Below are 23,403 nucleotides of genomic sequence, written 5' to 3'. Positions count from 1 at the left end.
CGGCTCACAGCCCCAGAATGCTCGACGCGATCATAAAGTAGATGATGAGGCCCAGGGCATCCACAAAGGTGGAGATGAAGGGGTTGGAGAATACGGCGGGATCCACTTTGAGGGCCTTCCCCAGCAACGGCATCAGGCCGCCAACGCCGGCTGCCATGGTGCAGACTCCCAGCAGGGTCAACCCGATCACCAGGCCCAGGGGCACGGTGAAGATCAGGGAGGCAACGGCAAAACCCAGTCCGCCGAGCAGTGCGCCCAGCCACGCTCCTACGCGCACTTCCCGCGCAACCACCTTGACGGCGTCGGCCGGCCGCACGTCACCGAGCGCCAGTGCGCGCGTAATAGTGGTGGCTGCCTGGTTCCCGGTGTTCCCTCCCGTGCCGATGAGCAGGGGAATGAACAGGGAAAGGACCACCTGTTCCGCCAGGGTGGCTTCGAAAGCGCCCATGACCTGAACCGTTAACGTTGCACCCACCGCGAGCACCAGCAGCCACACAACACGGGCACGCACAATGCTGCGCACCGGGGTGGCCAGGTACGGACGGCGCAGCGGTTCGCTTCCGCCCGAACGTGCCGCATCCTCGCTTTCCGCGTCCTCAAGGATCCGCAGCGCATCATCCACGGTCAGGATCCCCACCAGACGCGTTTCCGCATCCACGATCGGCAGCGCCAGGACTTTCGCGTCAGCGCAGTACCGTGCTGCTTCTTCGACGTCCATGGTTGCCGGGGCGAACAACGGGTCCTTCATCAGGTCCGCAACAGCGTCCGATTCAGCCGCGCACAGCACGTCCCGCAGGGACACGACGCCCACCAGGTGGCGGCCGTCGTCGGTGACGGGGATCGTGTAGATGCTCTCGGCTTCCTCCGACTGTGCACGCACCCGCTCCAGGGTTTGGCCGGCAGTAAAGCCGGGATGAGCGGTGAGAAACTGGGGACTCATGAACCGTCCCACGGACCGCTGCGGGTAGCCGAGCACGATGGCGGTGAGAGCCCGGTCTTTGTCGCTCAGACCCAGAATCAGCAGGTTGGCCACCGATGCCGGCAGCTCGTCCAGCAGGGCCACCCGGTCATCGGGGCTCAGCGCCGCAAAGACCTCTGCCACCTGGGCATCCTGCAGCCCGGAGAGAAGGTCCGCCTGCAGCAGGACGTCGAGCCGTTCGAAGACCGCCAGTGCGCGTTCCTTGGGCAGCGTGCGATACGCCAGAGCCCTGTTGATGGTGCCGAGCCGTTCGAGCTGTTCAATCGTTTCCGCCACATTAAGCGGCTGCAGGACGCGGGCCGCGAGGGCAATGTTGTTCCTGCCGATTGCTTCGCCCAGCAGCTTGGCGCTGGTTTCGAACGAAGAACTGGGTGACTTGATCATGAAGCCGGTTCCCTCCGGTGGGCGCACACAGAGAACCGCGGCATGGCCTCGGCTGTGTGCAAAAGGTGTACGGGTTGGTTATCTCAAACCGCACGAGCCCGGGATGCATCCCGGCCTTCCGCCCCTGCCGGTGCTAAACCGTGCCGGCCCCTAACTGTGCAACCCCTGTACGGCGGCAGCCTGATCGGGCTTGCAGTCTAGGGGCGCTCATGTGGAAGGTCCGGGGCCAGGATGAGGCTCGCGCGGCTGATAGATCGACTCTTTCCGTCGTCCATGCGTGCGGTTCACCTCCAGGCTCTTCCGGAATTCCGTTGTTCAGGCGGCGGCACACTGCCGCACCACCCAAACCAAAAGTACCCTTGGATCCTACTTCAAGTGGCACCTGACTTGCGGAAACGGCCGGTGCGGCGGGATGCCGCCCGGCCGCTGCAGGTCAGGGAATCAACCGTTCGGCGCGCAGCCGGTCAAAGAGTTCCGCGAAAGCGTCCTCAGTCCGGCGGTAACCCGTGAAGCCGGCCAGCCTGCTTTTGCTCATATCCGTGAGCACTTCAATGTTCCGGCCCAGATCCGCGTCGGTATGCCACCAGGTCGCCAGCCGGGAGAGGTTCGGTTCAGCCAGGCCATGGCGGGCGGCCAGCTTTTCCCACGCCCCGTCCATGTCCGCCATCTGCTCCTCGAGCGGCCGCGGCTTGGTGTCGAAGCCAACGGGTTCGACACCGAACCGGGCTGCCAGGCGCGGCCACAGGGAGCGCCAGCGGAACACGTCGCCGTTGACCACGTTGAACGCTTCGTTGGCGGTGTTCGGAGCGGTGGCGGCCCACAGCATGTGCTCGGCCAGCAGCCCGGCGTCGGTCATGTCAGTGACTGAATTCCACTGGGTTTCCGAGCCCGGGAAGACAAACGGCAGTCCAAGTTCGCGGCACAGCGTTGCCTGCGCGGCCAGGGTCTGGCCCATGTTCATGGCGTTGCCGACGGCGAAGCCAATGACCGTGTGTGCCCGGTGCACGGACCAGGCGAAACCCTGCCGCTCGGCGGCCGCCATCAATTCGTCTTCCTGCGCGTAGTAGAAATTGTCCACCGGAAGCCGCGGTTCATCCTCGGAGAACGGGGTGTCCGGCATGGGGCCTTCACCGTAGGCCTCGAAGGGGCCCATGTAGTGCTTGAGCCCGGTCATCAGGGCCACGTGTTCCAGCGGTGCGTGCTCCAGCGCGGTCAGCAGGTTGCGGACCATCGCAGAGTTGACGGCGATGTTCTCCACTTCGGTTTCCTGGCGGGACCATGAAGTGAAGAAGACGTGCGTCGGACGCTTGTCCGCAAGGGCTGCGGCGAGGCTTTCCAGGTTGGTCAGATCCGCTGCGACGGGTACGACGCCGGGACGCTTAGGGTCCGGGGCGCCCCCCTTGCGTGACAGGGCCAGGACGGTCCAGCCTTGCTGTGCCAGCAGGTCAACGATGGCGGCGCCGGCAATTCCGGTCGCTCCGGCCACCAGTGCAGTGGGCGCAGTGTCGTTGGGCCGGGGTGCGGGGGTTTCTCGAAGCATGGTTCTCCTGAAGATTTGGGGATGGTGCTTAGAGGCGACAACCGGGCACCGCCGGGGGAAATTCCTGACGCCGGCGGCCAATGCCCCTAGGCTGGGCGCATGGCACTCATTTATCACGCAGAATTGCACCCGGACAAAATGGAACTTCTTGCCTCCTGGCTGCCCACGACGTCATGGTTTCCCCGCGTCGGGCAACTGCCCATTGAGCGCGTCGGCTCCTTCCGCTTCGATGACCCGGAGGGACAGGTGGGTATCGAGACCCATCTCGTTGCCGTCGGCGCCGACGTCGTGCAGGTTCCGCTCACCTACCGCGGAGCACCGCTGGAAGGCGCTGAGAAGCACCTGATCACCACCATGGAGCATTCGGTGCTGGGCACACGCTGGGTCTATGACGGCTGCGGGGATCCTGCCTATGCGCAGGCGCTGACGGCGTCGATCCTTTCCGGACAGGGCCAGGCGCCGCAGTACTTTGAGAACGACGGCGTCCGGGAAGACATTCCGGAGTCCGTCAGCGTGGTGGCCAGCGGGCTTCCGGACGGCGAAGAGCTCGCCGAAGGCCCGCAGCCGGGTCCGGCCGATCTGACCGTTGCCCACATTCGGACCGCAGACTGGGATCTGTCAGTGGTGCGGATATTGGAGCTTGGGGGAGAGGGTGTGGTCGATCCGTCCCTGACCGCCACCTGGCCCGGGCAGGACGTTCCTGTCCTGCTGGCGTGGGCTCTGCCGGCCGAGTGACGCAGCGGCGCCATTCAGCCTGATCGAGTGTCCCGCCGGTGTTCTTCCGCGACGGAAGTTCCGGCATCGGCGCGGCACTCGGCCAGGGAAGGCTAGCCGAGGAAGGAGTTCATGAAGCGGAAGAAAATCGAGGCGGCGGTAGCCACCCACAGCAGCGCCACGATGACCCAGGCCCATTCGGACAGGAACTTCACCAGCCCGGCCGGTGCCGGAAGGACGCCGTGGGCAAAATTGCGCACAGTCGTGAAGACGAAAAGCGGAATCATGGCAGTCCATACAACAATGCAGTAAATGCACAGCACATAGATGTCGAACAGCGCCTGGCTCCACAGCCACACCACAAACACCATGCCCAGCGTCACGCCTGCCTGCATCCCCAGCCAGTACCAGCGTGCGTAGCGGGCGCCGGCCAGCATTCCCATGGCGGTCGTGATAATCACGGCGAAGGCAACTATGCCGATCAGCGGATTGGGAAAACCGAAGATCGCTGCCTGCCAGGTCTTGAACACGGTGCCGCACGAAACCCAGGGACTTATGTCGCAGCTGGTGATGTAGTTGGCGTCGGCGAAGACACGAAGCCGTTCCAGGACCAGGATGCCGGAACCGAGCCAGCCGACGACGCCGGTCACGAGCAGTATCCACGCAATACCGCGCTCCGGACCCTGCTGGTCGGGGGCCCGGCGGGTGGCTTCCTGGTGGGCTGCGCTGGAAGGCACGAAGTACTCCTTTGGCTGGTGGCGATACGGAACGAGTCTATGCGTTGTTGCGGGCCAAAAAGACGGGCGTGTGAGATAATGGCTTTGGCTGATGGCGGAACCACATTCCGGCACCGGTCCAGCGACAGGCTTCCGGTTCTGTCGGTGATGCTTCCCAAGCAGTTCGCCCATCAATCCGGATGGGAACCAGGGAATCCGCCGATAAGACCTACCCGCAGCGGCAACGTCGTGAACGTGTCGCGGGTAGCAGGAAAAGCGCCGCTGGTCTTCGAGTGATACCGCGCCCTACAGATGGCGCGACCTCGGATGACATCCAGACGACTTCCGGCTGGCGGCAGCAATTGATGCCCCCGTACAGCCGACACATTGCCCGCTGGGCATTGGAATGTGGCCAGTGCCGCAGGGGCCGGAGCGTAGCCTTTTATGAGTGATGCACTGAATAATGACCTAGCAGCAAACGAAAACAGCACTGAATCCGCACCGGCAAAACGTGCCACCCGCAGCCGCCGCAAGTCGGTGGCTGCTTCTGCACCCGCAGCTGTCGAAGACGCAGCCAAAGAAAGCCCTGCATCTGTAGATGCTGCCCCGGCCGAAGCAGCCGTAGAAAAGCCCAAGCGCGTGCGGGCCTCCCGCCGCAAGACTGTTCCGGCAGGCGAGGCAGCCCCGGCCGTTGCAGAGGCGCCGGCCGGCCAGGATGCCGACAAAGCGGTCGCCGCTGAAGCTGCCGCAGGAACGGCCGCCGCCCCGGCGGACTCCGCACCTGCAGCCGAAGCACCGGTGAAGGCCGTGCGTCGTCGTCGTGCCCCCGCCAAGAAGCCGGCAGCTGAGGCTGCCGCGGAAACCCCGGCAGCGCCGGAAAGTGCTGCTGCCGCGGAGGCGCCGTCTGCGGAAACACCGGCCGGGGGGACGTCCGGGACCGCGGACGCCGTGGTTGAAGCAGCCCCGGAAGCCAAGGCCGCACCCAGAACCCGTGCCCGCCGCCGGCCCGCGAAGGTTGCAGAGAAGGCGCAGGAAGCACCGCTGGAGTCCGCCGATGACTCACCGGCCGATGTACCTGCCGCCGACGCCGCCGCCGATGACACGGTTGCCTCCGCTGCCGCTGCACAGACTCCCTCACCTGCCGGAACCGCTGCTGCCGAAGCGGCCCCGGCCGAGGACGCTCCCTCCAGCCTGAACCCGTTTGCCATTCCGGCTCTGCCGCTGTTCCATGCCCCGGACCTGAGCGTTGTCCGCCCGGTCCCCGCGCATGACGCCGGCGAGAGCGCCGAAGCGGAGGAAGACTCCGAGGAAAACCGCGGCCGTCGCCGCAGCCGCCGTGGCCGCAGCCGCACCCGCAGCGAATCCTCCAACGCAGCCGTAGCCGAAGGCGAATCTGAAGCCGGTGCGTCGACTGAAGAAGCCCCCGCCGGACCGGACGCCGCCGAAGGGGTGACTTCCCGGCGCCGCCGCCGTCGCCGCCGCGGCGATGCCGACCTGGAACTCACCGGCGGAGCCGATGATGATCCGCCCAACACCGTCACCCGGGTCCGGGCACCGCGGGCACACGTCGAGGCTCCCGTTTCCGACCGGGTAACCAGCGTCAAGGGTTCCACCCGGCTCGAAGCCAAGAAGCAGCGCCGCCGCGAGTCCCGCGAGTCCGGCCGCCGCCGCCATGTGATCACCGAGGCCGAGTTCCTGGCCCGCCGCGAGTCCGTTGACCGGCAGATGATCGTCCGCCAGCGCGACGAGCGGATCCAGATCGGCGTGCTCGAAGACGGCGTCCTCGCCGAGCACTTTGTTTCCAATACCCAGCAGGACTCCCTGATCGGCAACGTGTACGTGGGCAAGGTCCAGAACGTGCTGCCCAGCATGGAAGCCGCCTTCGTGGATATCGGACGCGGCCGCAACGCCGTCCTGTACGCGGGTGAAGTCAATTGGGATGCCGCAGGCCTGGACGGCCAGCCGCGCCGCATCGAGCTGGCGCTGAAGTCCGGCGACTCGGTCCTGGTGCAGGTCACCAAGGATCCGGTGGGTCACAAGGGCGCGCGCCTGACCAGCCAGATTTCCCTCCCCGGGCGCTATCTGGTGTACGTGCCGGGCGGCTCGATGACGGGCATTTCACGCAAGCTGCCCGACGTCGAGCGCAACCGGCTCAAGAAGATCCTCAAGGATCACCTGCCCCAGGATGCCGGCGTCATTGTCCGCACGGCCGCTGAAGGCGCATCCGAAGAAGAGCTGATGAATGACATCAACCGGCTCCGCGCCCAGTGGGAGAACATCGAGGCCAAGGCCAAGTCCACCAAGACCCTGGCGCCCGAGCTCCTGTACGGCGAGCCGGACCTCACCATCAAGGTGGTCCGCGACGTCTTCAACGAGGACTTCTCCAAGCTGATCGTCTCCGGCGAAGAAGCCTGGGACACCATCGAGGCCTACGTCACCTACGTGGCGCCGGACCTGGTGGGCCGTCTCGAGAAGTGGACCAAGGACGAAGACATCTTCGCGGCCAGCCGCATCGACGAGCAGATCGCCAAGGCACTGGACCGCAAGGTATTCCTGCCCTCCGGCGGTTCGCTGGTCATTGACCGCACCGAAGCCATGACCGTGGTGGACGTCAACACCGGCAAGTTCACCGGCAGCGGCGGCAACCTGGAAGAAACCGTCACCAAGAACAACCTGGAAGCGGCCGAAGAAGTGGTCCGGCAGCTGCGCCTGCGGGACATTGGCGGCATCATCGTCATCGACTTCATCGACATGGTTCTCGAAGCCAACCGGGACTTGGTCCTTCGCCGTCTGGTCGAATGCCTGGGCCGGGACCGGACCAAGCACCAGGTGGCCGAGGTAACGTCCCTGGGCCTGGTCCAGATGACGCGCAAGCGCATGGGCACCGGCCTGCTGGAAGTGTTCGGCGAAGAGTGCGAGCACTGTGCCGGCCGCGGCGTCATTACCCACGACATTCCCGTGGAACACCGCCGCAGCACCAGTTACAACGGCAACCCCGCGAACAGCGTGACGGCCCATGCCATTTCCGAGGACAACCACCAGCAGCATCTGAAGCAGGAAAAGCAGTCCCGGGGCGACCGCAAGCGCAACCGCAGCCGCGGCTCAGGAGCTCCGCAGCAGCAGAACGCCGCCGCGGTCTCCGAGGAGCCTGCCAAGACGGAGGAGCCCGGACAGAGCGAGGCGGAGCGGCAGGCCAAGGCCAAGGCCGAGGCTGCCCGTGCCGCGCTGGCAACGATCGCGGCTGCGACCGCTGCGGCCCACGACACCGTCGAAGCGGGGGAGAAGGCAGCAGCCGGAAACCGTTCGGAACAGAACCGGCCGGAACCGGCAGCAAAGGCTCCGGCGGCAGGCGCCGGCGTTCCCGGGACTGAAGCGGGTGCGGTCCTGAACATCCAGGGCGAGACCGTGGTGGTTCCGCGCCGTGACCGCCGCCAGCCGGCCTCCGAAGAATCCCGGTTCACCCTGGAAAGCCTTACCGAGGCTTTCAATGAGGTGGCAGCCGCCGCGGCACCGGCACGAAACCAGGACGCGGACAGTAAGCCGGTCGAAAAGGCGCCGGACGCCGACGGCACATCTGCAGCCAAGGTTGAGCAGCCTGTTGCCCGCGCCCCGCGCCGATCCCGCCGGAGCAGTGCCGCTGCCCAGTCAGCGCAGCCGGCGCAGGCAGCGGCACCGGTCACCTCGGGAGCACCGGCCCGCGTTGCTGAACCGGCATCCGCACCGGCTGCGGCATCCGCGCCGGCAACAGCGCCGGCAGCCGCACCTGCGGCAGTGCAGGCACCGGCACGCCCGGTTCGCCGTCGTCGGGCTGCGGGCAGCCCCCAGGGGGCTGCAGGGGCGGACGCCATCCAGACCGGAGGCGCTGACACAGCTGCACCTGCCGCTCCGGTGGCGGTGCGCCACGCCGTGGCTCCCTCTGTTGCCCAGAAGCAGGAGAAGCGCCGCGAGTCCGCCGGCAGTGCACCCGTCATCCTCGGCGTCGGCGTTCCCGCTTCGGAGCTCTAACCGTTCCAGGGCGGTGTTCTGAGCCGATCATCTGACGGAGGCGGTCATTCCCATCACGGGGATGGCCGCCTCCTTCTTTGTCCGGAGGACACGATGCGGCCGGAAATGCTATAAAGTAGAACGAGAGCAGTGACGTCCGAAAGGGCGGCGCGCCTGGAAGCCCAGCATTTGCGGGTTATCGGTTACGTAGCGTAACCTTGAACTTCGGTGCGAACGCCTTCGAAACCGTTTTCGGTACAGGGCGTGACTGCATGGCGCAAGGCGGGCATATTCAGCCCAGCCAAATGCGCATCCAAGTATTAACGTCGAGAGAAGTGAGTTCCCAAGTGGTGTACGCGATTGTCCGCGCTGGCGGCCGCCAAGAAAAGGTTTCCGTCGGAGACCTCGTAACCCTGGACCGCGTCCCCGGTGGAGCCGGCAGCACATTTGAGCTGCCCGCCCTGCTATTGGTTGATGGCGACCAGGTCACCTCTTCCGCACAGGACCTGGCCAAGGTCACCGTGACGGCAGAGATCGTTGAGAATTTTCGGGGTCCGAAGATTGTCATCCAGAAATTCAAGAACAAGACCGGTTACAAGAAGCGTCAGGGCTACCGCTCCTCGCTGACCAAGGTCAAGGTTACGTCCATCAACTCCTGATTCTCGTGCCGGCTCCATCAGGAGCCGGGAACGCGGGAAGCATCCCGCCCCTGAGTTTCATAATCAGTAAAGCAAAGGCAGGCAGTAGAAAATGGCACATAAGAAAGGTGCGAGTTCCACTCGCAACGGTCGCGACTCCAACGCCCAGTACCTCGGCGTAAAGCGTTTCGGCGGCCAGGTTGTCAAGGCAGGCGAAATCATCGTCCGCCAGCGTGGCACCCACTTCCACCCGGGCGAGGGCGTTGGCCGCGGAGGCGACGACACACTGTTCGCCCTCGAAGCAGGCGCAGTTGAATTCGGCAGCCGTCGCGGCCGCCGCGTCGTGAACATCGTGGCTGCTGCAGCCGCCGAGTAATCACCGGCAATTAGCTTTTCCGACGGGGCGGGCCTGATGGCCCGCCCCGTCGTCTTTTAAGCCAAGTAGAATTGGCATTATCAAGTAGTTCCTTTGAAGGAGAACCATGGCCAGCTTTGTAGACCGCGTAGTGCTGCATGTTTCGGGCGGTACGGGCGGCCATGGTTGCGTGTCCGTCAAGCGTGAAAAGTTCAAGCCCCTGGGTGGGCCCGACGGCGGCAACGGCGGCGACGGCGGCGACGTCATCCTGCGCGTTGACTCCAGTTCCACCACCCTGCTCGACTACCACCACCTCCCGCACCGCCACGCCACCAACGGCGGCAACGGGATGGGCGACTGGCGCAACGGCAAAACCGGCGAAACCCTGATCCTGCCCGTTCCGGACGGCACCGTCGTCAAGAACAAGGACGGCGAAGTCCTCGCCGACCTCGTGGGCGAAGGCTCCGAGTACATTGCCGCCGCCGGCGGCCAGGGCGGACTGGGCAACTCTTCGCTGTCCTCGCAGAAGCGCAAGGCCCCCGGCTTTGCCCTCCTGGGTGTTCCCGGCGACGAGCGGGACATCGTCCTGGAACTGAAGTCCATTGCCGACATCGCCCTGGTGGGCTTCCCGTCTGCCGGCAAGTCCTCGCTGATCGCCGCCATGTCCGCGGCCCGGCCGAAGATCGCCGACTACCCCTTCACCACTCTCGTGCCGAACCTGGGCGTGGTGGAAGCCGGCGATGTCCGCTTCACCGTGGCCGACGTTCCGGGCCTCATTGAAGGTGCCTCCGAAGGCAAGGGCCTTGGCCACAACTTCCTGCGCCACGTTGAGCGCTGCGCCGCCCTGGTGCACGTCCTGGACTGTGCCGCGCTGGAGACGGACCGCGATCCGCTGGGCGACCTGGACATCATCGAAAAGGAGCTCGACAAGTACGCCGTGGACATGAGCTTCGCCGGCACCGACGGCGACGTTGTGCCGTTGAACCAGCGTCCGCGCCTGGTGGCCTTGAACAAGGTAGACGTTCCCGACGGCCGCGACATGGCCGAATTCGTGCGCCCGGAACTGGAGAAGCGCGGCTACCGCGTCTTCGAGGTCTCCGCCTCCAGTCACGAGGGACTCAAGGCCCTCGGCTACGCCATGGCAGAAATCGTCCGTGATGCACGCGCCTCCGTTGAAAGCGCGCCGCCGCGGGTCAAGACCCCCACGCTGCGGGTCCGGAACGCCGATGCCAAGGGCGGCTTCACCATCCGCAAGGAGGAGCGCAATCTGCAACCGCTGTTCCGCGTTCTGGGCGACAAGCCGGTTCGCTGGGTTGCCCAGACCGACTTCACCAACGACGAGGCTGTGGGCTACCTGGCCGACCGCCTGGCCAAGCTCGGCGTGGAAGACAAACTCTTCAAGGCCGGCGCCAAGCCCGGCGATGCCGTGGTGATCGGTGAGGGCGACGGCGTCGTCTTCGACTGGGAGCCGACCATGATCGGTGGCGCCGAACTGCTGGCGGCTTCCCCGCGCGGTTCTGACATCCGCATCGAGGAGTTCTCCCGTCCCACCCGCGAGGAAAAGAAGGAAGACCACCAGGCACGCCGAGATGCACGGGCGGCGGCGCGGGCTGAGCTCGAAGCCGAGCGGAAAGCCGGCATCTGGACCGAGTCCGTGAACTATAAGCACAATCCGCCGACGGCACCCAAAGACGGCGAATAACGGCTTCACACTTGCCCGGCCGGGCGCAGGATATGCATAAAGTGGTGGGGACATGACTGAAAACACAGCATCCCCGACCACTGTTCCTGCGCCCAAACGGCCGCTGCGGTCCCGCTCCGGGCTCGCCCGGGCCCAGCGCATCGTCGTCAAGGTGGGCTCGTCCTCCCTTACCACCGTTGCCGGCGGCATTTCCGATGAAGCCCTCACCGGTTTGGCGGATGTCCTGGCCGCGCGCCGCACGGCCGGCACTGAAATCATCCTCGTGTCCTCCGGCGCCATCTCCGCCGGACTGGCGCCGCTGGGGTTGGCCAAGCGCCCCACCCAGCTTTCCTCCCAGCAGGCCGCTGCCTCGGTGGGGCAGGGGCTGTTGATGGCCCGGTACACCGAAGCCTTCGGACGCCACGGCGTCACCGTCAGCCAGGTCCTCCTCACCGTGGAAGACCTTATGCGGCGCACCACCCACGCCAACGCCAACCGTGCCATGGAACGGCTGCTGAACTTCGGCGTCGTGCCCATCGTGAATGAAAATGACACCGTCGCCAGCCACGAAATCCGCTTTGGCGACAATGACCGCCTTGCTGCCCTCGTTGCGCACCTGGTGAAAGCCGACGCCCTGATCCTGCTTTCCGACGTCGACGCGCTCTACGACGGGCCCCCGTCCGAAGGCGCCGTCCGTATTCCGCAGGTCACCGGCATGCAGGACCTGGAGGACGTGCGGATCGGCAAGGTGGGCAAAGCCGGCGTCGGCACCGGCGGGATGGCCACCAAAGTCGAAGCCGCCACCATCTCGGCCCAGTCCGGCATTCCCGCGCTGGTTACCTCCACGGCAAACGCAGCCGCTGCCCTGGCGGGCGAGGACGTGGGCACCTGGTTTGTGGGCCGCGGCCGCCGCCAGCCCGTGCGGCTGCTCTGGCTGGCCCACGTGGCTCGGATTCAGGGCACGCTGGTGGTGGACGACGGCGCCGCCAAGGCTGTTGCGGACCGCCGCCGGTCGCTGCTGGCCGCCGGCATTACCTCCGTGAAGGGACATTTTGAGCCGGGGGACCCGGTGGCTATTTCCGATCTGACCGGAAACGTCATTGCCCACGGACTGACCAACTACGCGTCCGACGAACTGCCGCAGATGCTGGGACGGTCCACCCGGGAACTGTCCAAGAACCTCGGCCGCAGCTTCGAGCGTGCCGTGGTGCACGTGAATGATCTGGTCATTCTGCAGGACCACAAATCCGGGGGAGTGCCAGCCGAAACGCCGTCCGGTGCGTCTGCGGCGCCCGGTTCCTCCGTTGCCAGTCCCGAGTCCGCCAATACACTGGGAGGATGAGCGCAGTGAATACACCCACCGACATCATCGGGAACGAAACGACCGAACCCGACACAGCTGGAACCGGTACGACCGCCGAATCCGCCTCCTCGGTTACTGCTGCTGAAGAAATCGAAGCGGGCGTCCATGCTGCTGCCGATCGGGCCCGCATCGCTGCCCGGCGCCTGGCCCGGGCAAACCGTGCCTGGAAGGACCTGGGCCTGCAGGAGATCGGCAGGAACCTGGTTGCCAAACGGGACCTGGTGCTGGCCGCCAACGCGAAGGACGTTGCCGCCGGGAAGAAAAAGGGCACCTCCGAGGCACTGCTGGACCGGCTCACCCTGACGCCGGAACGGATTGACGGGCTGGCGGGGGCCCTGGAGATGCTGGCCGGCTTGCCGGACCCGGTGGGTTCAGTGGCCCGCGGGCAGACCCTTCCCAACGGACTGCGGCTGCGCCAGGTGCATGTTCCCCTGGGCGTGGTGGCAGCCATTTATGAAGCCCGCCCGAATGTGACAGTGGATATTGCCGGTCTGGCGCTGAAGAGCGGCAACGCCGTCCTGCTCCGCGGCGGCAGTGCGGCGGAGAACACCAACGCCGTGCTCGTGGACATCATCCGCGATTCCCTGGACGCGGTCGGACTCCCTGCGGACGCCGTGCAGAGCGTTGATGAGTACGGCCGTGCCGGCGCCAACGTCCTGATGAAGGCGCGCGGCAAAGTTGATGTGCTGATTCCCCGCGGAGGCCGGGACCTGATCCAGACCGTGGTCGCCAACGCCGCCGTTCCGGTGATCGAAACCGGGGAGGGGAACGTCCACATCTACCTGGACCACAGCGCCCCGGTGGAGATGGCCGTTGACATCCTGCTTAACGCGAAGACCCAGCGGCCCAGTGTCTGCAACACGGTGGAAACCCTCCTCGTGCACCGCGACGCAGCAGCAACGGGAGACGTTCTGGCAGCGCTTGCGGCCGCCGGCGTACGGCTGCACGCCGATGAAAGGGTCCGCGCCATGCTGCCCGCCGGCGTTGACGCGCAGGCGGCCGACGACGAGGACTGGGGCCGGGAGTACATGGACCTGGACCTCGCCGTGGCCATGGTGGATGACATGGACGAAGCGCTGGCCCACATCCGCCGCTGGACCACCGGGCACACGGAGGCGATCATCACCAATGATCTCGCCAACGCCGAGCGCTTCATCGCGGAAATCGACTCCGCTGCCGTCATCGTGAACGCCTCCACCCGCTTTACCGACGGCGGCGAGCTGGGCCTGGGCGCCGAGGTGGGCATCTCCACGCAGAAGATGCACGCGCGCGGTCCGATGGGACTGCGGGAACTGACAACCACCAAATGGATCGTCCAGGGCGACGGACAGATCCGGATCTGAGCGCCTCCGGGGCGCGCACAGGTGCGCCCCGGGCCACGCTGGGTGCGGGTCACCGGCGCTTACGCGTAGACTTGAAGGAAACCACTACTCCGTCAGCCGCGGCCGGCGGGCTTAACCACTTATAGCTCTCTAGGGGAGATTCATGCTGACCCAGCTTTCCAGCGCCGTACTTGCTGCCAGCGAGACGGCCGAACACCACGTGTCCATCCCGATGGACCCGATCATGTACGGCGTCATCATCATGGGCTCCCTGCTGCTGCTGATGTTCGCGACCATCTCCTTCCAGAGCGTGGGACAGCGCCACGAAGCAGCCCCCGAGCACGTTGATCCCCAGCGTCAGTTCCCCAACAAGCACGACCACGGCCAGGGCATCGAGGGCTGATTCCTCCGTGGAATCAGTGGAATCGTATCTGTCGATGGCACAGCCGGAACAGGAACACGGAAGCCGGCGGGTCCGTCTGGGCGTGATGGGCGGGACGTTTGATCCCATCCACCACGGCCACTTGGTGGCAGCCAGCGAAGTGGCACATGTGTTTGACCTGGACGAAGTGGTCTTTGTGCCCACGGGGGAACCATGGCACAAGTCCGCACGCGAAGTCAGTCCGCCGGAGCACCGGTACCTGATGACCGTCATCGCCACGGCGTCCAATCCCCGGTTTACGGTCAGCCGCGTGGACATTGACCGTCCCGGGCCGACGTACACCATCGACACGCTGCGGGACCTGCGGGAGTCCAGGCCGGAAGCGGAACTGTTCTTCATCACCGGCGCCGATGCCATGGCGCAGATCCTCTCCTGGAAGGACATCCAGGAACTTTGGTCCCTGGCTCATTTCGTGGGGGTAACCCGCCCCGGACACGTGCTGGAAAACATGGGCCGGGATGACGTCAGCCTTCTGGAGGTTCCGGCCATGGCCATCTCCTCCACCGACTGCCGCGAGCGGGTGTCGGACGGGGAACCCGTGTGGTATCTGGTGCCGGACGGAGTTGTTCAATACATCGCGAAGCACGGGCTCTATGCCGGTGAGCCGGAGCAAACCAGACAGCCCGTAGCCACCTCAGAGCCAGTAGCTTAATTGAAAGAAACCGGATGGGTAGGAAATGACTAACGGTCCAGAGTCCGCAGACGCACCGCGGCGCAGCCGCCGCGCGGCTGACGTACCGGTGGACGCCCCTGCCGGGCCCCGCGAAAGGGAGTCCCAGCAGCGGGCCAGGGATCGTGAGGCCCTGCGTGCGTATAAAGCCCTTACCGACAAGCAGGCGCGCGCGGACGAATCGGCGAATCCGCCCACCCGCCGCCAGCTGAGGTTGCAGCAGCAGCAGCGTGCAGGGGCCTCCGCGGTGGCGGTCCCTGCAGAGCCCGCGGAGGTTGTCTCCGAGAGCGATGTTGTTGCGGAGAGCAAGAAGTCCGCCACGGAGGCGGCCGCTCCGGTTGTGGACGCACCTCCGGCCGCGCTGAGCCCCGAGGTTCGTCCGGGCGGACGCCGTGACCGGCGTCGTCGGGCCCAGCAGGACACGCCCCCGCAGGGCACCCCGGTGCAGGACCCGCCGGCAAAGCGGAAATCCGCCCCGGCCCCCAAGGCCGACGGCGGAAAGAAGACCGACCCCAACGCCGATATTGCCCACATGAGCGTGGAACAGGCACTCGTCGCGCGCGAAGCGCTGCAGGCGCAGGCCCGCAACCAAGTGGCAGCCATGGAGGCCATCCAAGCGGAGGACCCCAACGCCGTCGACCTGGAACTGCTGGCCCAGCAAAAAGCGCTGGCGGAGCGGGCTGCGGTGCTGAACCGGCGCACGCAGAACATGCAGCGGATCTCGCAGGAGAACGAGCAGCGCAAACCCTCTGCCAATGACCCCGCCACCGCCCACAACCTGGCCATGGTGACACCGCTGGAGTTTGTCCGTGTTCCGGGTGTGGACCGCCCGGTCATGCGGCGCCCGCCCACGTCGCACGTGCCGGTTGTCACCTCCTCCACCACCGCGCAGTCCGGCAAGGGGGTTCCGGCGCCGCCGCAGGGACCTCCCCGCGCAGCGGACAAGCGTTTCGAGGTGCGCCGCCCGCCGGCGTCCGCCGAGGTGCGTCATTCGCGCATTCTGGCCCGGGCTGATGCCCTGGTCAATGCGCCCCTGGATCCTGCCGAGGGCGCCAAGCCCGTCGGTGCACGAAGCGCTTTCGGGCTTGACCCGTTGGACGTAAAGACGGCCGGACTCGGCCGCACCCGGCGACTGCGTTTTGTATCGCTGGGAGTTGGTGGTCTGGGCATTCTTGCCCTGATCATTTCAGTAGCAATGATCGTCGGCGGCTTTGGCAGCTGACGTTATACAAGGAGACACTTTGAGCGCCACCGAATCATCAATTGACATCGCACGGGTGGCAGCCCAGGCAGCCTCCGGGAAGCTGGCCAACGACATCGTTGCCATCGACGTCAGCGAACGCCTGGCCATCACGGACGTATTCCTGATCGCCTCGGCTTCCAACGAGCGCCAGGTCAACGCCATTGTGGACGGCATCGAGGAGGAGCTGGCCAAGAAGAACCTGAAGCCGGTGCGCCGCGAAGGCCGCAGCGAGGGCCGCTGGGTTCTGTTGGACTACGCCAACGTTGTGGTGCACGTCCAGCACGAGGAGGACCGTGTTTTCTACGCGCTGGAACGCCTGTGGAAGGACTGCCCTGCCATTGACCTGCAGATTGAAAACGCAGAAGCCACGGCTCCTGCGGCGCCGGCCGTGCCGGACGCCGAGTAGCACCCGCCTGCTGTGACTTCTTCCGCGGCTTGGGACCCGGCCCGCACGGGCAGGCGTGTCGTCTTTTGGCGGCACGGCCGGACGGAATGGAACCGTGCGGGAAGGTTCCAGGGCCAGCAGGACATTGCCCTGGACCCTTCCGGTGTCCATCAAGCCGTGGAAGCGGCAGCCGTCCTGCGGCATCTGCATCCCGACGTCGTACTTTCCTCGGACCTGAGCCGCGCCCTGGTGACGGCTCAGGCGCTGGGGAAGGCCGCCGACAAACCGGTGGCCACTGACGGCCGCCTGCGGGAAACGTTCGCGGGAACCTGGGAAGGGATGCTCTTCGCCGACATCTCCGCCCGGTTTCCCGAGGAGCAGGCCGGCTGGTCGGCCGGCAGCGGTGACGTGCGGGCCGGTGGCGGCGAAAGCCGGGTGGATGTTGGGCGAAGGGTAGCCGAAGCCGTCACTGAGGCCGCCGATGCGCTGGAACCCGGGGGGACGCTCGTGGCGGTCAGCCACGGAGGCGCCATCCGCGCCGGGATCTGCGCGTTGCTGGGCCTGCCCACGAACTCATGGACGGTCATCAGCGGGGTGTCCAACTGTCACTGGTCGGTTCTGGAGGAACGCGATGTTTCCGGGGGCGGTGTGCGCTGGAATCTGGCCCAGCACAATGTGGGTCTGGACTCCCTTCCCAGCGGCCCGTTGGAGGGCTAGCGGCGGGGGAGCCGGTCCCCGAATTTCGGCGGCACCGATCGATTTTGCACTCCGATATTTCTGTACTAAAGTAGAGGAGTTGCTTCGAGCCGGGGGATACAAAATCCAACAGTTCAGGCATAGTGGAAATAGTTTATTTGGGGCTGTGGCGCAGCTGGTAGCGCACCTGCATGGCATGCAGGGGGTCAGGGGTTCGAATCCCCTCAGCTCCACCAAAGCCTTCGGGAAACCGGAGGTTTTGCGGTGGAAACCCGGTTGTGAAAACAACAAATACCATGTTTTTGGGGCTGTGGCGCAGCTGGTAGCGCACCTGCATGGCATGCAGGGGGTCAGGGGTTCGAATCCCCTCAGCTCCACCAAGAATTACAGAGAAAATGTCCCGCCTAATGGCGGGGCATTTTTTTGTATGTACCGGCATGCGTGCGTATCAGGCAGAAAAGAGCCACGGGTGCAGGCATTTGGGAAGCGCTGGCTGGCCTTCGTGCCGGAGCCGGTCACCGGCCTTCGTTGTGGCAGGGTGGGCACATGATCATTGAGCAGCCCGCACCCAACGAGCCGCGCCGTCCGCAGGGACCCCGGAATCCCGGCGACGCCTGGGTCATCGCACCTGACGGACAGCGCTACTGGGGCCGGTTCGGTGCGGCGGGGCTGCTCGTGGTCGACCCGCACCGCGGGATCCTGCTGCAGCACCGCGCCTCGTGGAGCCATCACGGGGACACCTGGGGTTTGCCCGGGGGAGCGCTGCATGAAAACGAAACGGCGGCGGCAGCCGCACTGCGGGAAGCTGCCGAAGAGGCAGGGGTCCCGGCTGCGTCCGTCCGGCCCCGTTTGATGAGCGTGCTGGATCTTGGCGTCTGGTCATACTCCACCCTGACCGCGGACGTCACTGTTCCCTTTGAGCCGGTGATCAGCGACCAGGAGAGCCGTGAGCTGGCCTGGGTGCCTGTCGAAGGGGTCGAGTCCCTCCCGCTGCATCCGGCCTTCGCCACGTCATGGCCGCGGCTCAGGGCCCTGCTGCCGGTTCGCCCCGTGGTGGTGGTCGATGCCGCCAACGTCATGGGTTCCGTGCCTGACGGCTGGTGGAAGGACCGGGCCGGCGCTGCCGGGCGGCTGCTCGAGGCTGTGAGCGCCTTGGCGGTCCGGGGGATCCCCGCCGGCGTGCTGGGATTGCCTGAAGATGCGTGGTTTCCCGATTATGTGGTGGTGGTCGAGGGGAACGCCCGCGGAGTTGTCGCCCCGGATGTGCCGACCCCAACGGATGTGCAGACCCCGGCTGTGCCGGCGTCCGTGAAGTTGGTCCGTGCGGAGGGAGCCGGTGACGACGCCATTGTTGCCTGTGCCCGGCGGCTGGTGGATGAAGGTCGACGGGTCACGGTGGCCACCTGTGACCGCGGGCTTGCAGATCGCTGCGGTTCGGCCGGCGCCGGGATCATCGGCGCCGGGCAGCTGCGGAACGTGCTGGCTTACTGAAGCCGACCTGCCCCGACGCCGGGGCCGCTGCGGAAAACACCGGCAACAATAAGGCCCTGTCCGGCACAGTAAGTCAGCATCACCAGGGCGCTGGTCCAGTGGGGCATTGCCTCCGGCATGAAGATGCGGAGCGAGAGTATGGTGTCGGAAGACAGGAACAGTACCCCGCCTGCTGCCACCATCGGGTTGCACCGCGCGGCCGTGGCAGCAGTACCGGCCAGCACAATGCCGTAGGCCGCCACGGCGAACGTTAGTCCGCCCAGCGAGGGCCACAGCACCACCAGCATGAGCACCCACCACAGCGGAAAGACCAGCGCCCAGCGGGGAAACGGCCGGTGCGCCGCGTAGCGCGCCAGAAGCCAGATATAACAAAGGTGCGCGATGCCAAAGGAAGCAAGCATCACGGGCAGCTCCGGTGCGGACGGAAAGAAGGTTCCGGCGCCGTCGCCCAGCCAGGAAAAGAGCAGGGCGGCCAACAGCAGTGCGGATGGAAGAACCGGACCGGATACCTGGTCGGCAGTGCTTCCGGAGCTCGGGGCGGTCCCGCGGCGGTTCCTGCGGCCGGCCCACAGTGCGCCCACGGCGAGAAGCGGCATCAGCGTGAGCTTGGTGGGTTCCGCAATGTCGTCCGCACCGGCGAGACGGGCACCGACATGGATAACGGAGAGCACGGCAAACGGCGCAAAGCCCCACCACCGGGAGCGGGACGGAGCGGCGGTGGAGTCAAGCGTAGGGGCGTTGGTCAAGGGATATCCTTCGATCGGCTGACGCCCATCGTACGATGCGGCCGGGCCGGCAATCCGGCGCCACACTGGCAGACTGCGGTGCACCCGGGGCGTAGGCTTCACGGGCCCAACACCCGTTCCAGATAGGCATTGGCAAATACCCGGTCCGGATCCAGCCGGTCCCGGACCGCGCAAAAGTCGCCGAAGCGCGGATACCGCTGTGCCAGCGCGCCGGCGTCCAGGGAATGCAGCTTGCCCCAGTGCGGCCGCCCGCCGTGGGCAAGCAGAACGTCCTCGACGGCGTCGAAATAGTTCCTGAAGTCTTCCCGGTAATACCGGTGAACGGCCAGATAGGCGGTGTCCCTGCCATAGGCGGTGGACAGCCACCGGTCATCCGCGGCCGCCCAGCGGACTTCCACCGGAAAGGAAATCCGCCAGCCGTGCTCCTCGATCAACGCCCTCAGAGCGGAGAAGGCGCCGGACAACCGCTCAGCGGGCACGGCGTACTCCATCTCTCGGAACCGCACCGTCCGCCGCTGGGTGAACACGCGGGCTGAGGCATCCGAGTAGTTCCGGCCGCCGAGCAGCCGGGCCGCTGCCTGGTTCACCGCAGGGATGACAGCGGGCACGGCATGCCCGGCGGCGCAGGTGGCGCGGAAGATCGTGTTGGAGAGCAGGGTTTCATCCATCCAGCGGCCCACAGGGTTCAGAGCATTCCGTTGGGCCGTGCCGGGCAGGCGGGTATTGGCTTTCGTTGCGGCGCGGCCGGTGTGCGGAAACCAATAAAACTCGAAATGGTCCGTTGTCTTGACCCGATCGGCCATGCCGGCCAGGACAGCCGGCAGCGGTTCCGAGCGTTCCTCGGCCTGCAGAACAAATGCCGGCACGCACTGCAGTGTGACGTCGGAGATGATCCCGAGCGCACCAAGGCTCAGAGCGGCGGCCGGAAGCAGGGGATCGTCCTCGCCCACAGTGAGCAGGCCGCCGTCGGGCTGGACCAGCGTCAGCGCTGCCACCTGGGTTGCGAGCCCGCCGAAGCCGGCACCGGTTCCGTGCGTGCCGGTGGAGATTGCTCCGGCGATGGTCTGGCGGTCGATGTCGCCGAGGTTTGGCATCGCCAGCCCGAACGGTTCCAGCAGCGCCGGCACCCGGTGCAGCTGCGTACCGGCCCGCAGCCGCACCCTCGCACGTGCGGGATCCACCGCGATCAGTCCCTGCAGTTTGCGCAAATCCACCTGGACACCCTCAGTGGCGGCGATGTCAGTGAAGCTGTGTCCCGCACCAACGGCCTTGATCCGCTGTCCGGCGGCGGCAGCTCTGCCAACGCACCGGCTCAGTGCCTCCTCGCTGGCCGGCTGCTTACCCGCAGCGGTGCTGCCGAAACATTCCGGCCCCAGTTGCGCCATGCGCTGCCCTTTACCGTCACAGGAACGCCCTGCCTTCCCCGCGGTAGGTGGGGAGCATAGCGACAACCGCGCCGTCATCCACCACTGCGTACTCATTGATTCGTTCGGAGAGTTCCCCGCTCTTGGCATGGCGCAGCATGATGCGGTCGCCGACGGCCAAACCGGATGCTGTCCGGCCGGACAGCGGTGTCTGGACTTCTCCGGCACCCTCGCGGGGCAGCAGCCGGAGCCCCTCAGGCCAGACCACGAGCGGTACGCGGGAGCTCCCGGGCGGTCCGGAGGCAATCCAGCCGCCGCCCAATACGGTTGCGGTCTCGGGTGCGGGGCGGCGGACCACATCGAGCGCGACGGCGGCAGCCGGTGCCGGGGTAAAAGAGCGGTAGGAGTCAAACAGGTGTCCGGCGAACATCCCCGAACCGACCGTAATTTCGGTGACCGACGGATCAGCAGCCGTTGCCTCCACGGATCCGGTTCCGCCGCCGTTGACGAACTCCAGATCCGCCAGCTCCCGCAGGCGGCGGACAATGGCACCGCGCCGCCGCCGCAGTTCCTTCATGGAGCGCTGCTGAACCCAGCGCATCAACGCATTGGTTCCTGCAGCTCCGGGAACAGCATCGCCCACCCCCGCGACCTGACCTTCGTACATCATGAGTCCAACCAGTGTGAATCCGGGACGGGAGACAATGCGTCGGGCGAGGTCCACGGCGTCGGCCTCACTGTGCAGGGGCGAGCGGCGGGTTCCGATGAACCCCAGCACGGGCGCCTGCCAGGAGGCATCCGCATCCAGGCAGACCCGCAGGTCCGGCCGGTGGTCCGCCGGCACCACGGAGTCAATCAGGTCCAACTGGGACTCGTCGTCGACCATGAGCGTTACCCTGGCGGCCAGCCCCTCATCGGCAACAAGATGCGCAATTGCGGCGCGGTCCGCACTCGGATAGCCAACAACGACGTCGTCGCAGCGTTCAGCCAGCCAGAGTGCCTCTGCGAGGGTGAAGGCAAGGATGCCGGAAAAGCCCGGAAGCGCCAGCAGGGCGTCCACGACCCCGCGAACCCGCAGCGACTTGCTGGCCACACGCAGCGGGGTTCCGCCGGCACGGCGGAGAAGGTCCTGCGCGTTGAAGCGCAGGGCCTGCACATCCAGCGACGCGGCCGGAGCGGCAAGATGGGCGACGGCCCGGGCGCGGGCGGCCCAGTACGCCGCCGGATCCCGCCACGGCTGGTGGTCCGGGGATCCCCGCAGATCGAGGCCTCCGTGAACGGACCCGCTGCTGTTGCACGACGTCACGGTAGCTCCCTTCCGCAGGCTCCCGCTGCGGGATGCCAGCCTCTACCGGATCCTAACCGCACGGAATGAAAATTGCGGGAAAAAATCATATGGCGAAAGGGGAATATTGCACTGCGGCGGGAATCACATGATTTTGACAGGAAGACGGGTTAGGCTGGAACATCTGCAGAGCAGAAATTGCTCGTATTCCGCCGGCTGGGAAGCCGAAAACTCCAGAGGGCCGCATGAGCACAACTGCACAACCAGCCAAAAGAGCAGCATCGAAGACTCGCACCAATTCCGTCGTCAGCGCCTACTCAGGTCTGCTGAAAGCCGTTCGTGATGAAGGGCTGCTGAAGCGCCGCCGTTCTTTCTACATCACGACGTTCATTTTTCTCTGCGCCGGGCTAGTGGCCGCAGGCACGGGGTTCTTCCTGATCGGTGAAAGCTGGTTCCAGCTGCTGATCGCTGCCGCGCTGGGCGTGCTGTTTACGCAGTTGGCATTCATCGCCCATGAGGCGGCCCACAGGCAGGTTTTTGAGTCCGGTCCCGCGAATGACCGTGCCGGACGCTTCGTTGCCAACGCCGTCGTCGGTATCAGTTACCAGTGGTGGATGAACAAGCACAGCCGGCACCACGCCAACCCCAACACGGTGGGCAAGGATCCGGACATTGACATGGATACCATTTCCTTCCTTCCCGAGCAGGCAGCGCGCCAAAAGGGCTTCATGGCCTGGTTTGCCCGCCGCCAGGGTTGGCTCTTCTTCCCGCTGCTGATGCTTGAGGGCATCAACCTGCACGCCACGTCCATCAAGCACCTGTTGGCCAACAAGCAGATCAAGGGGCGCATCGGCGAACTGACCATGGTGTTCCTCCGCCTGGGACTCTACGTCGGAGCGGTGTTCTTCTTCCTCCCGGTCGGCATGGCATTTGCCTTCCTCGGCGTTCAGCTGGCTGTGTTCGGCGTGTACATGGGTGCTTCCTTCGCACCCAACCACAAGGGGATGCCGATCCTGCCCAAGGACTCCAAGGTGGACTTCCTGTCGCGCCAGGTCCTCACGTCCCGCAACATCAAGGGCAAGGGCATGAACACCCTGATGGGCGGCCTCAATTACCAGATTGAGCACCACCTCTTCCCGAATATGCCCCGTCCGCACCTGGCCCGTGCCTCGGAGATCGTCAAGGCGTACTGCGCCGAGCACAAGATTCCGTACACCGAAACGTCCCTGACGCAGTCCTACGGGATTGTGGTGCGGTACCTGAACACGGTGGGCCTGTCCGCGCGGGATCCGTTCGACTGCCCCATGACCTCGCAGTTCCGGCGCTGATCCGCAGCCGCCGGTAAAAACCGGCAGCACCGTCCACGGACGGTGCTGCCGGTTTCTTTTTTGTCCGTGCCGGCATT

General features: G+C 65.8%; 19 protein-coding genes, 2 tRNA genes and 1 pseudogene. 16 read left to right on the top strand and 6 right to left on the bottom strand.

From position 1 onward, the window contains the following. Nucleotides 1-4 precede the first annotated feature (4 nt). Both mgtE and MUG94_RS10685 read right to left on the bottom strand, forming a co-directional pair. Nucleotides 5-1,363, bottom strand: coding sequence for a magnesium transporter (mgtE, locus tag MUG94_RS10690; RefSeq protein WP_227908321.1), 1,359 nt, complete (start codon nt 1,361-1,363; stop codon nt 5-7). Nucleotides 1,364-1,796: 433 nt separating this feature from the next. Next, nucleotides 1,797-2,903 (bottom strand): SDR family oxidoreductase, encoded by a 1,107-nt coding sequence (locus tag MUG94_RS10685; protein ID WP_227908322.1) that lies wholly within the window; start codon nt 2,901-2,903, stop codon nt 1,797-1,799. Nucleotides 2,904-3,002: 99 nt separating this feature from the next. Here MUG94_RS10685 and MUG94_RS10680 point away from each other — a divergent pair, with 99 nt between their 5' ends. After that, nucleotides 3,003-3,638 (top strand): CG0192-related protein, encoded by a 636-nt coding sequence (locus MUG94_RS10680; protein WP_227908323.1) that lies wholly within the window; start codon nt 3,003-3,005, stop codon nt 3,636-3,638. 92 nt (nt 3,639-3,730) lie between these two features. Here the strand turns inward: MUG94_RS10680 and MUG94_RS10675 are convergent, their stop codons facing one another. Continuing rightward, nucleotides 3,731-4,354, bottom strand: coding sequence for a vitamin K epoxide reductase family protein (locus MUG94_RS10675; protein WP_423724398.1), 624 nt, complete (start codon nt 4,352-4,354; stop codon nt 3,731-3,733). 423 nt (nt 4,355-4,777) lie between these two features. On the opposite strand from MUG94_RS10675, the gene MUG94_RS10670 reads away from it, so the two are divergent. The 14 genes from MUG94_RS10670 to MUG94_RS10605 all read left to right on the top strand — a co-directional run bounded on the left by MUG94_RS10670 (nt 4,778) and on the right by MUG94_RS10605 (nt 18,603). Continuing rightward, the gene (locus tag MUG94_RS10670; protein WP_227908324.1) at nt 4,778-8,338 is read left to right on the top strand and encodes an Rne/Rng family ribonuclease; all 3,561 of its coding nucleotides are present in this window, start codon (nt 4,778-4,780) and stop codon (nt 8,336-8,338) included. A 326-nt stretch (nt 8,339-8,664) separates the two neighbouring features. After that, on the top strand, nt 8,665-8,976 hold the full coding sequence (rplU, locus tag MUG94_RS10665) for a 50S ribosomal protein L21 (RefSeq protein ID WP_104053917.1): 312 nt from the start codon (nt 8,665-8,667) through the stop codon (nt 8,974-8,976). A 91-nt stretch (nt 8,977-9,067) separates the two neighbouring features. Further along, complete coding sequence (rpmA, locus tag MUG94_RS10660) at nt 9,068-9,331, top strand: 50S ribosomal protein L27 (protein ID WP_104053918.1); 264 nt, start codon at nt 9,068-9,070, stop codon at nt 9,329-9,331. 106 nt (nt 9,332-9,437) lie between these two features. Continuing rightward, nucleotides 9,438-11,012: a GTPase ObgE gene (gene obgE, locus MUG94_RS10655; protein WP_227890154.1), complete on the top strand. Its 1,575-nt coding sequence runs from the start codon at nt 9,438-9,440 to the stop codon at nt 11,010-11,012. 52 nt (nt 11,013-11,064) lie between these two features. Next, nucleotides 11,065-12,333, top strand: coding sequence for a glutamate 5-kinase (gene proB / locus MUG94_RS10650; protein ID WP_227908325.1), 1,269 nt, complete (start codon nt 11,065-11,067; stop codon nt 12,331-12,333). Then, nucleotides 12,330-13,697, top strand: a complete 1,368-nt coding sequence (locus MUG94_RS10645; protein ID WP_227908326.1) for a glutamate-5-semialdehyde dehydrogenase — start codon at nt 12,330-12,332, stop codon at nt 13,695-13,697. The genes proB and MUG94_RS10645 overlap by 4 nt, the downstream gene beginning before the upstream one ends. A 142-nt stretch (nt 13,698-13,839) precedes the next feature. Further along, on the top strand, nt 13,840-14,079 hold the full coding sequence (locus tag MUG94_RS10640) for a hypothetical protein (protein ID WP_227890151.1): 240 nt from the start codon (nt 13,840-13,842) through the stop codon (nt 14,077-14,079). An 85-nt stretch (nt 14,080-14,164) separates the two neighbouring features. After that, nucleotides 14,165-14,770: a nicotinate-nucleotide adenylyltransferase gene (gene nadD, locus MUG94_RS10635; protein WP_231705215.1), complete on the top strand. Its 606-nt coding sequence runs from the start codon at nt 14,165-14,167 to the stop codon at nt 14,768-14,770. Between the two features lie 25 nt (nt 14,771-14,795). Continuing rightward, a complete protein-coding gene (locus MUG94_RS10630) occupies nt 14,796-16,010 on the top strand; it encodes a hypothetical protein (RefSeq protein ID WP_227908327.1) in 1,215 nt (404 codons plus the stop codon). 19 nt (nt 16,011-16,029) lie between these two features. Then, nucleotides 16,030-16,437 carry a ribosome silencing factor gene (gene rsfS / locus MUG94_RS10625; RefSeq protein WP_227908328.1) on the top strand — a complete coding sequence of 136 codons (408 nt, stop codon included), beginning with the start codon at nt 16,030-16,032 and terminating at the stop codon, nt 16,435-16,437. Between the two features lie 12 nt (nt 16,438-16,449). Then, nucleotides 16,450-17,133, top strand: coding sequence for a histidine phosphatase family protein (locus MUG94_RS10620; RefSeq protein WP_227908329.1), 684 nt, complete (start codon nt 16,450-16,452; stop codon nt 17,131-17,133). Between the two features lie 139 nt (nt 17,134-17,272). Further along, a tRNA-Ala gene (locus tag MUG94_RS10615) sits at nt 17,273-17,348 on the top strand. A gap of 68 nt (nt 17,349-17,416) precedes the next feature. Beyond that, a tRNA-Ala gene (locus MUG94_RS10610) sits at nt 17,417-17,492 on the top strand. Nucleotides 17,493-17,658: 166 nt separating this feature from the next. Next, the gene (locus tag MUG94_RS10605) at nt 17,659-18,603 is read left to right on the top strand and encodes an NUDIX domain-containing protein (protein WP_227908330.1); all 945 of its coding nucleotides are present in this window, start codon (nt 17,659-17,661) and stop codon (nt 18,601-18,603) included. On the opposite strand, the gene MUG94_RS10600 is transcribed toward MUG94_RS10605, so the two are convergent. From MUG94_RS10600 to MUG94_RS10590, 3 genes and pseudogenes are all read right to left on the bottom strand, one after another. Next, nucleotides 18,597-19,349 (bottom strand): lysoplasmalogenase, encoded by a 753-nt coding sequence (locus MUG94_RS10600; RefSeq protein ID WP_227908331.1) that lies wholly within the window; start codon nt 19,347-19,349, stop codon nt 18,597-18,599. The two genes, MUG94_RS10605 and MUG94_RS10600, sit on opposite strands and share 7 nt — an antisense overlap. A 98-nt stretch (nt 19,350-19,447) precedes the next feature. Next, nucleotides 19,448-20,754, bottom strand: a pseudogene (locus tag MUG94_RS10595) (D-arabinono-1,4-lactone oxidase). Then, a complete protein-coding gene (locus tag MUG94_RS10590; RefSeq protein WP_227908367.1) occupies nt 20,751-21,974 on the bottom strand; it encodes an alanine racemase in 1,224 nt (407 codons plus the stop codon). Before MUG94_RS10590 ends, MUG94_RS10595 begins: the two are co-directional and overlap by 4 nt. Nucleotides 21,975-22,243: 269 nt before the next feature. Here MUG94_RS10590 and MUG94_RS10585 point away from each other — a divergent pair, with 269 nt between their 5' ends. Beyond that, complete coding sequence (locus MUG94_RS10585; protein WP_227890143.1) at nt 22,244-23,326, top strand: fatty acid desaturase family protein; 1,083 nt, start codon at nt 22,244-22,246, stop codon at nt 23,324-23,326. The last annotated feature ends 77 nt before the right edge of the window (nt 23,327-23,403 follow it).

This window comes from Arthrobacter gengyunqii, assembly GCF_023022985.1.
Classification (GTDB): domain Bacteria; phylum Actinomycetota; class Actinomycetes; order Actinomycetales; family Micrococcaceae; genus Arthrobacter_B; species Arthrobacter_B gengyunqii.
The sequence above is the reverse complement of the archived record's forward strand: the minus strand, read 5'-3'. Positions and strand labels throughout refer to the sequence as shown.

What these genes read in the sequence shown, in the direction of transcription:
- mgtE (WP_227908321.1), bottom strand. Translation starts at nt 1,363, where the DNA reads ATGATCAAGTCACCCAGTTCTTCGTTCGAAACCAGCGCCAAGCTGCTG.
- MUG94_RS10685 (WP_227908322.1), bottom strand. Translation starts at nt 2,903, where the DNA reads ATGCTTCGAGAAACCCCCGCACCCCGGCCCAACGACACTGCGCCCACT.
- MUG94_RS10680 (WP_227908323.1), top strand. Translation starts at nt 3,003, where the DNA reads ATGGCACTCATTTATCACGCAGAATTGCACCCGGACAAAATGGAACTT.
- MUG94_RS10670 (WP_227908324.1), top strand. Translation starts at nt 4,778, where the DNA reads ATGAGTGATGCACTGAATAATGACCTAGCAGCAAACGAAAACAGCACT.
- rpmA (WP_104053918.1), top strand. Translation starts at nt 9,068, where the DNA reads ATGGCACATAAGAAAGGTGCGAGTTCCACTCGCAACGGTCGCGACTCC.
- obgE (WP_227890154.1), top strand. Translation starts at nt 9,438, where the DNA reads ATGGCCAGCTTTGTAGACCGCGTAGTGCTGCATGTTTCGGGCGGTACG.
- proB (WP_227908325.1), top strand. Translation starts at nt 11,065, where the DNA reads ATGACTGAAAACACAGCATCCCCGACCACTGTTCCTGCGCCCAAACGG.
- MUG94_RS10645 (WP_227908326.1), top strand. Translation starts at nt 12,330, where the DNA reads ATGAGCGCAGTGAATACACCCACCGACATCATCGGGAACGAAACGACC.
- MUG94_RS10640 (WP_227890151.1), top strand. Translation starts at nt 13,840, where the DNA reads ATGCTGACCCAGCTTTCCAGCGCCGTACTTGCTGCCAGCGAGACGGCC.
- nadD (WP_231705215.1), top strand. Translation starts at nt 14,165, where the DNA reads ATGGGCGGGACGTTTGATCCCATCCACCACGGCCACTTGGTGGCAGCC.
- MUG94_RS10630 (WP_227908327.1), top strand. Translation starts at nt 14,796, where the DNA reads ATGACTAACGGTCCAGAGTCCGCAGACGCACCGCGGCGCAGCCGCCGC.
- MUG94_RS10605 (WP_227908330.1), top strand. Translation starts at nt 17,659, where the DNA reads ATGATCATTGAGCAGCCCGCACCCAACGAGCCGCGCCGTCCGCAGGGA.
- MUG94_RS10585 (WP_227890143.1), top strand. Translation starts at nt 22,244, where the DNA reads ATGAGCACAACTGCACAACCAGCCAAAAGAGCAGCATCGAAGACTCGC.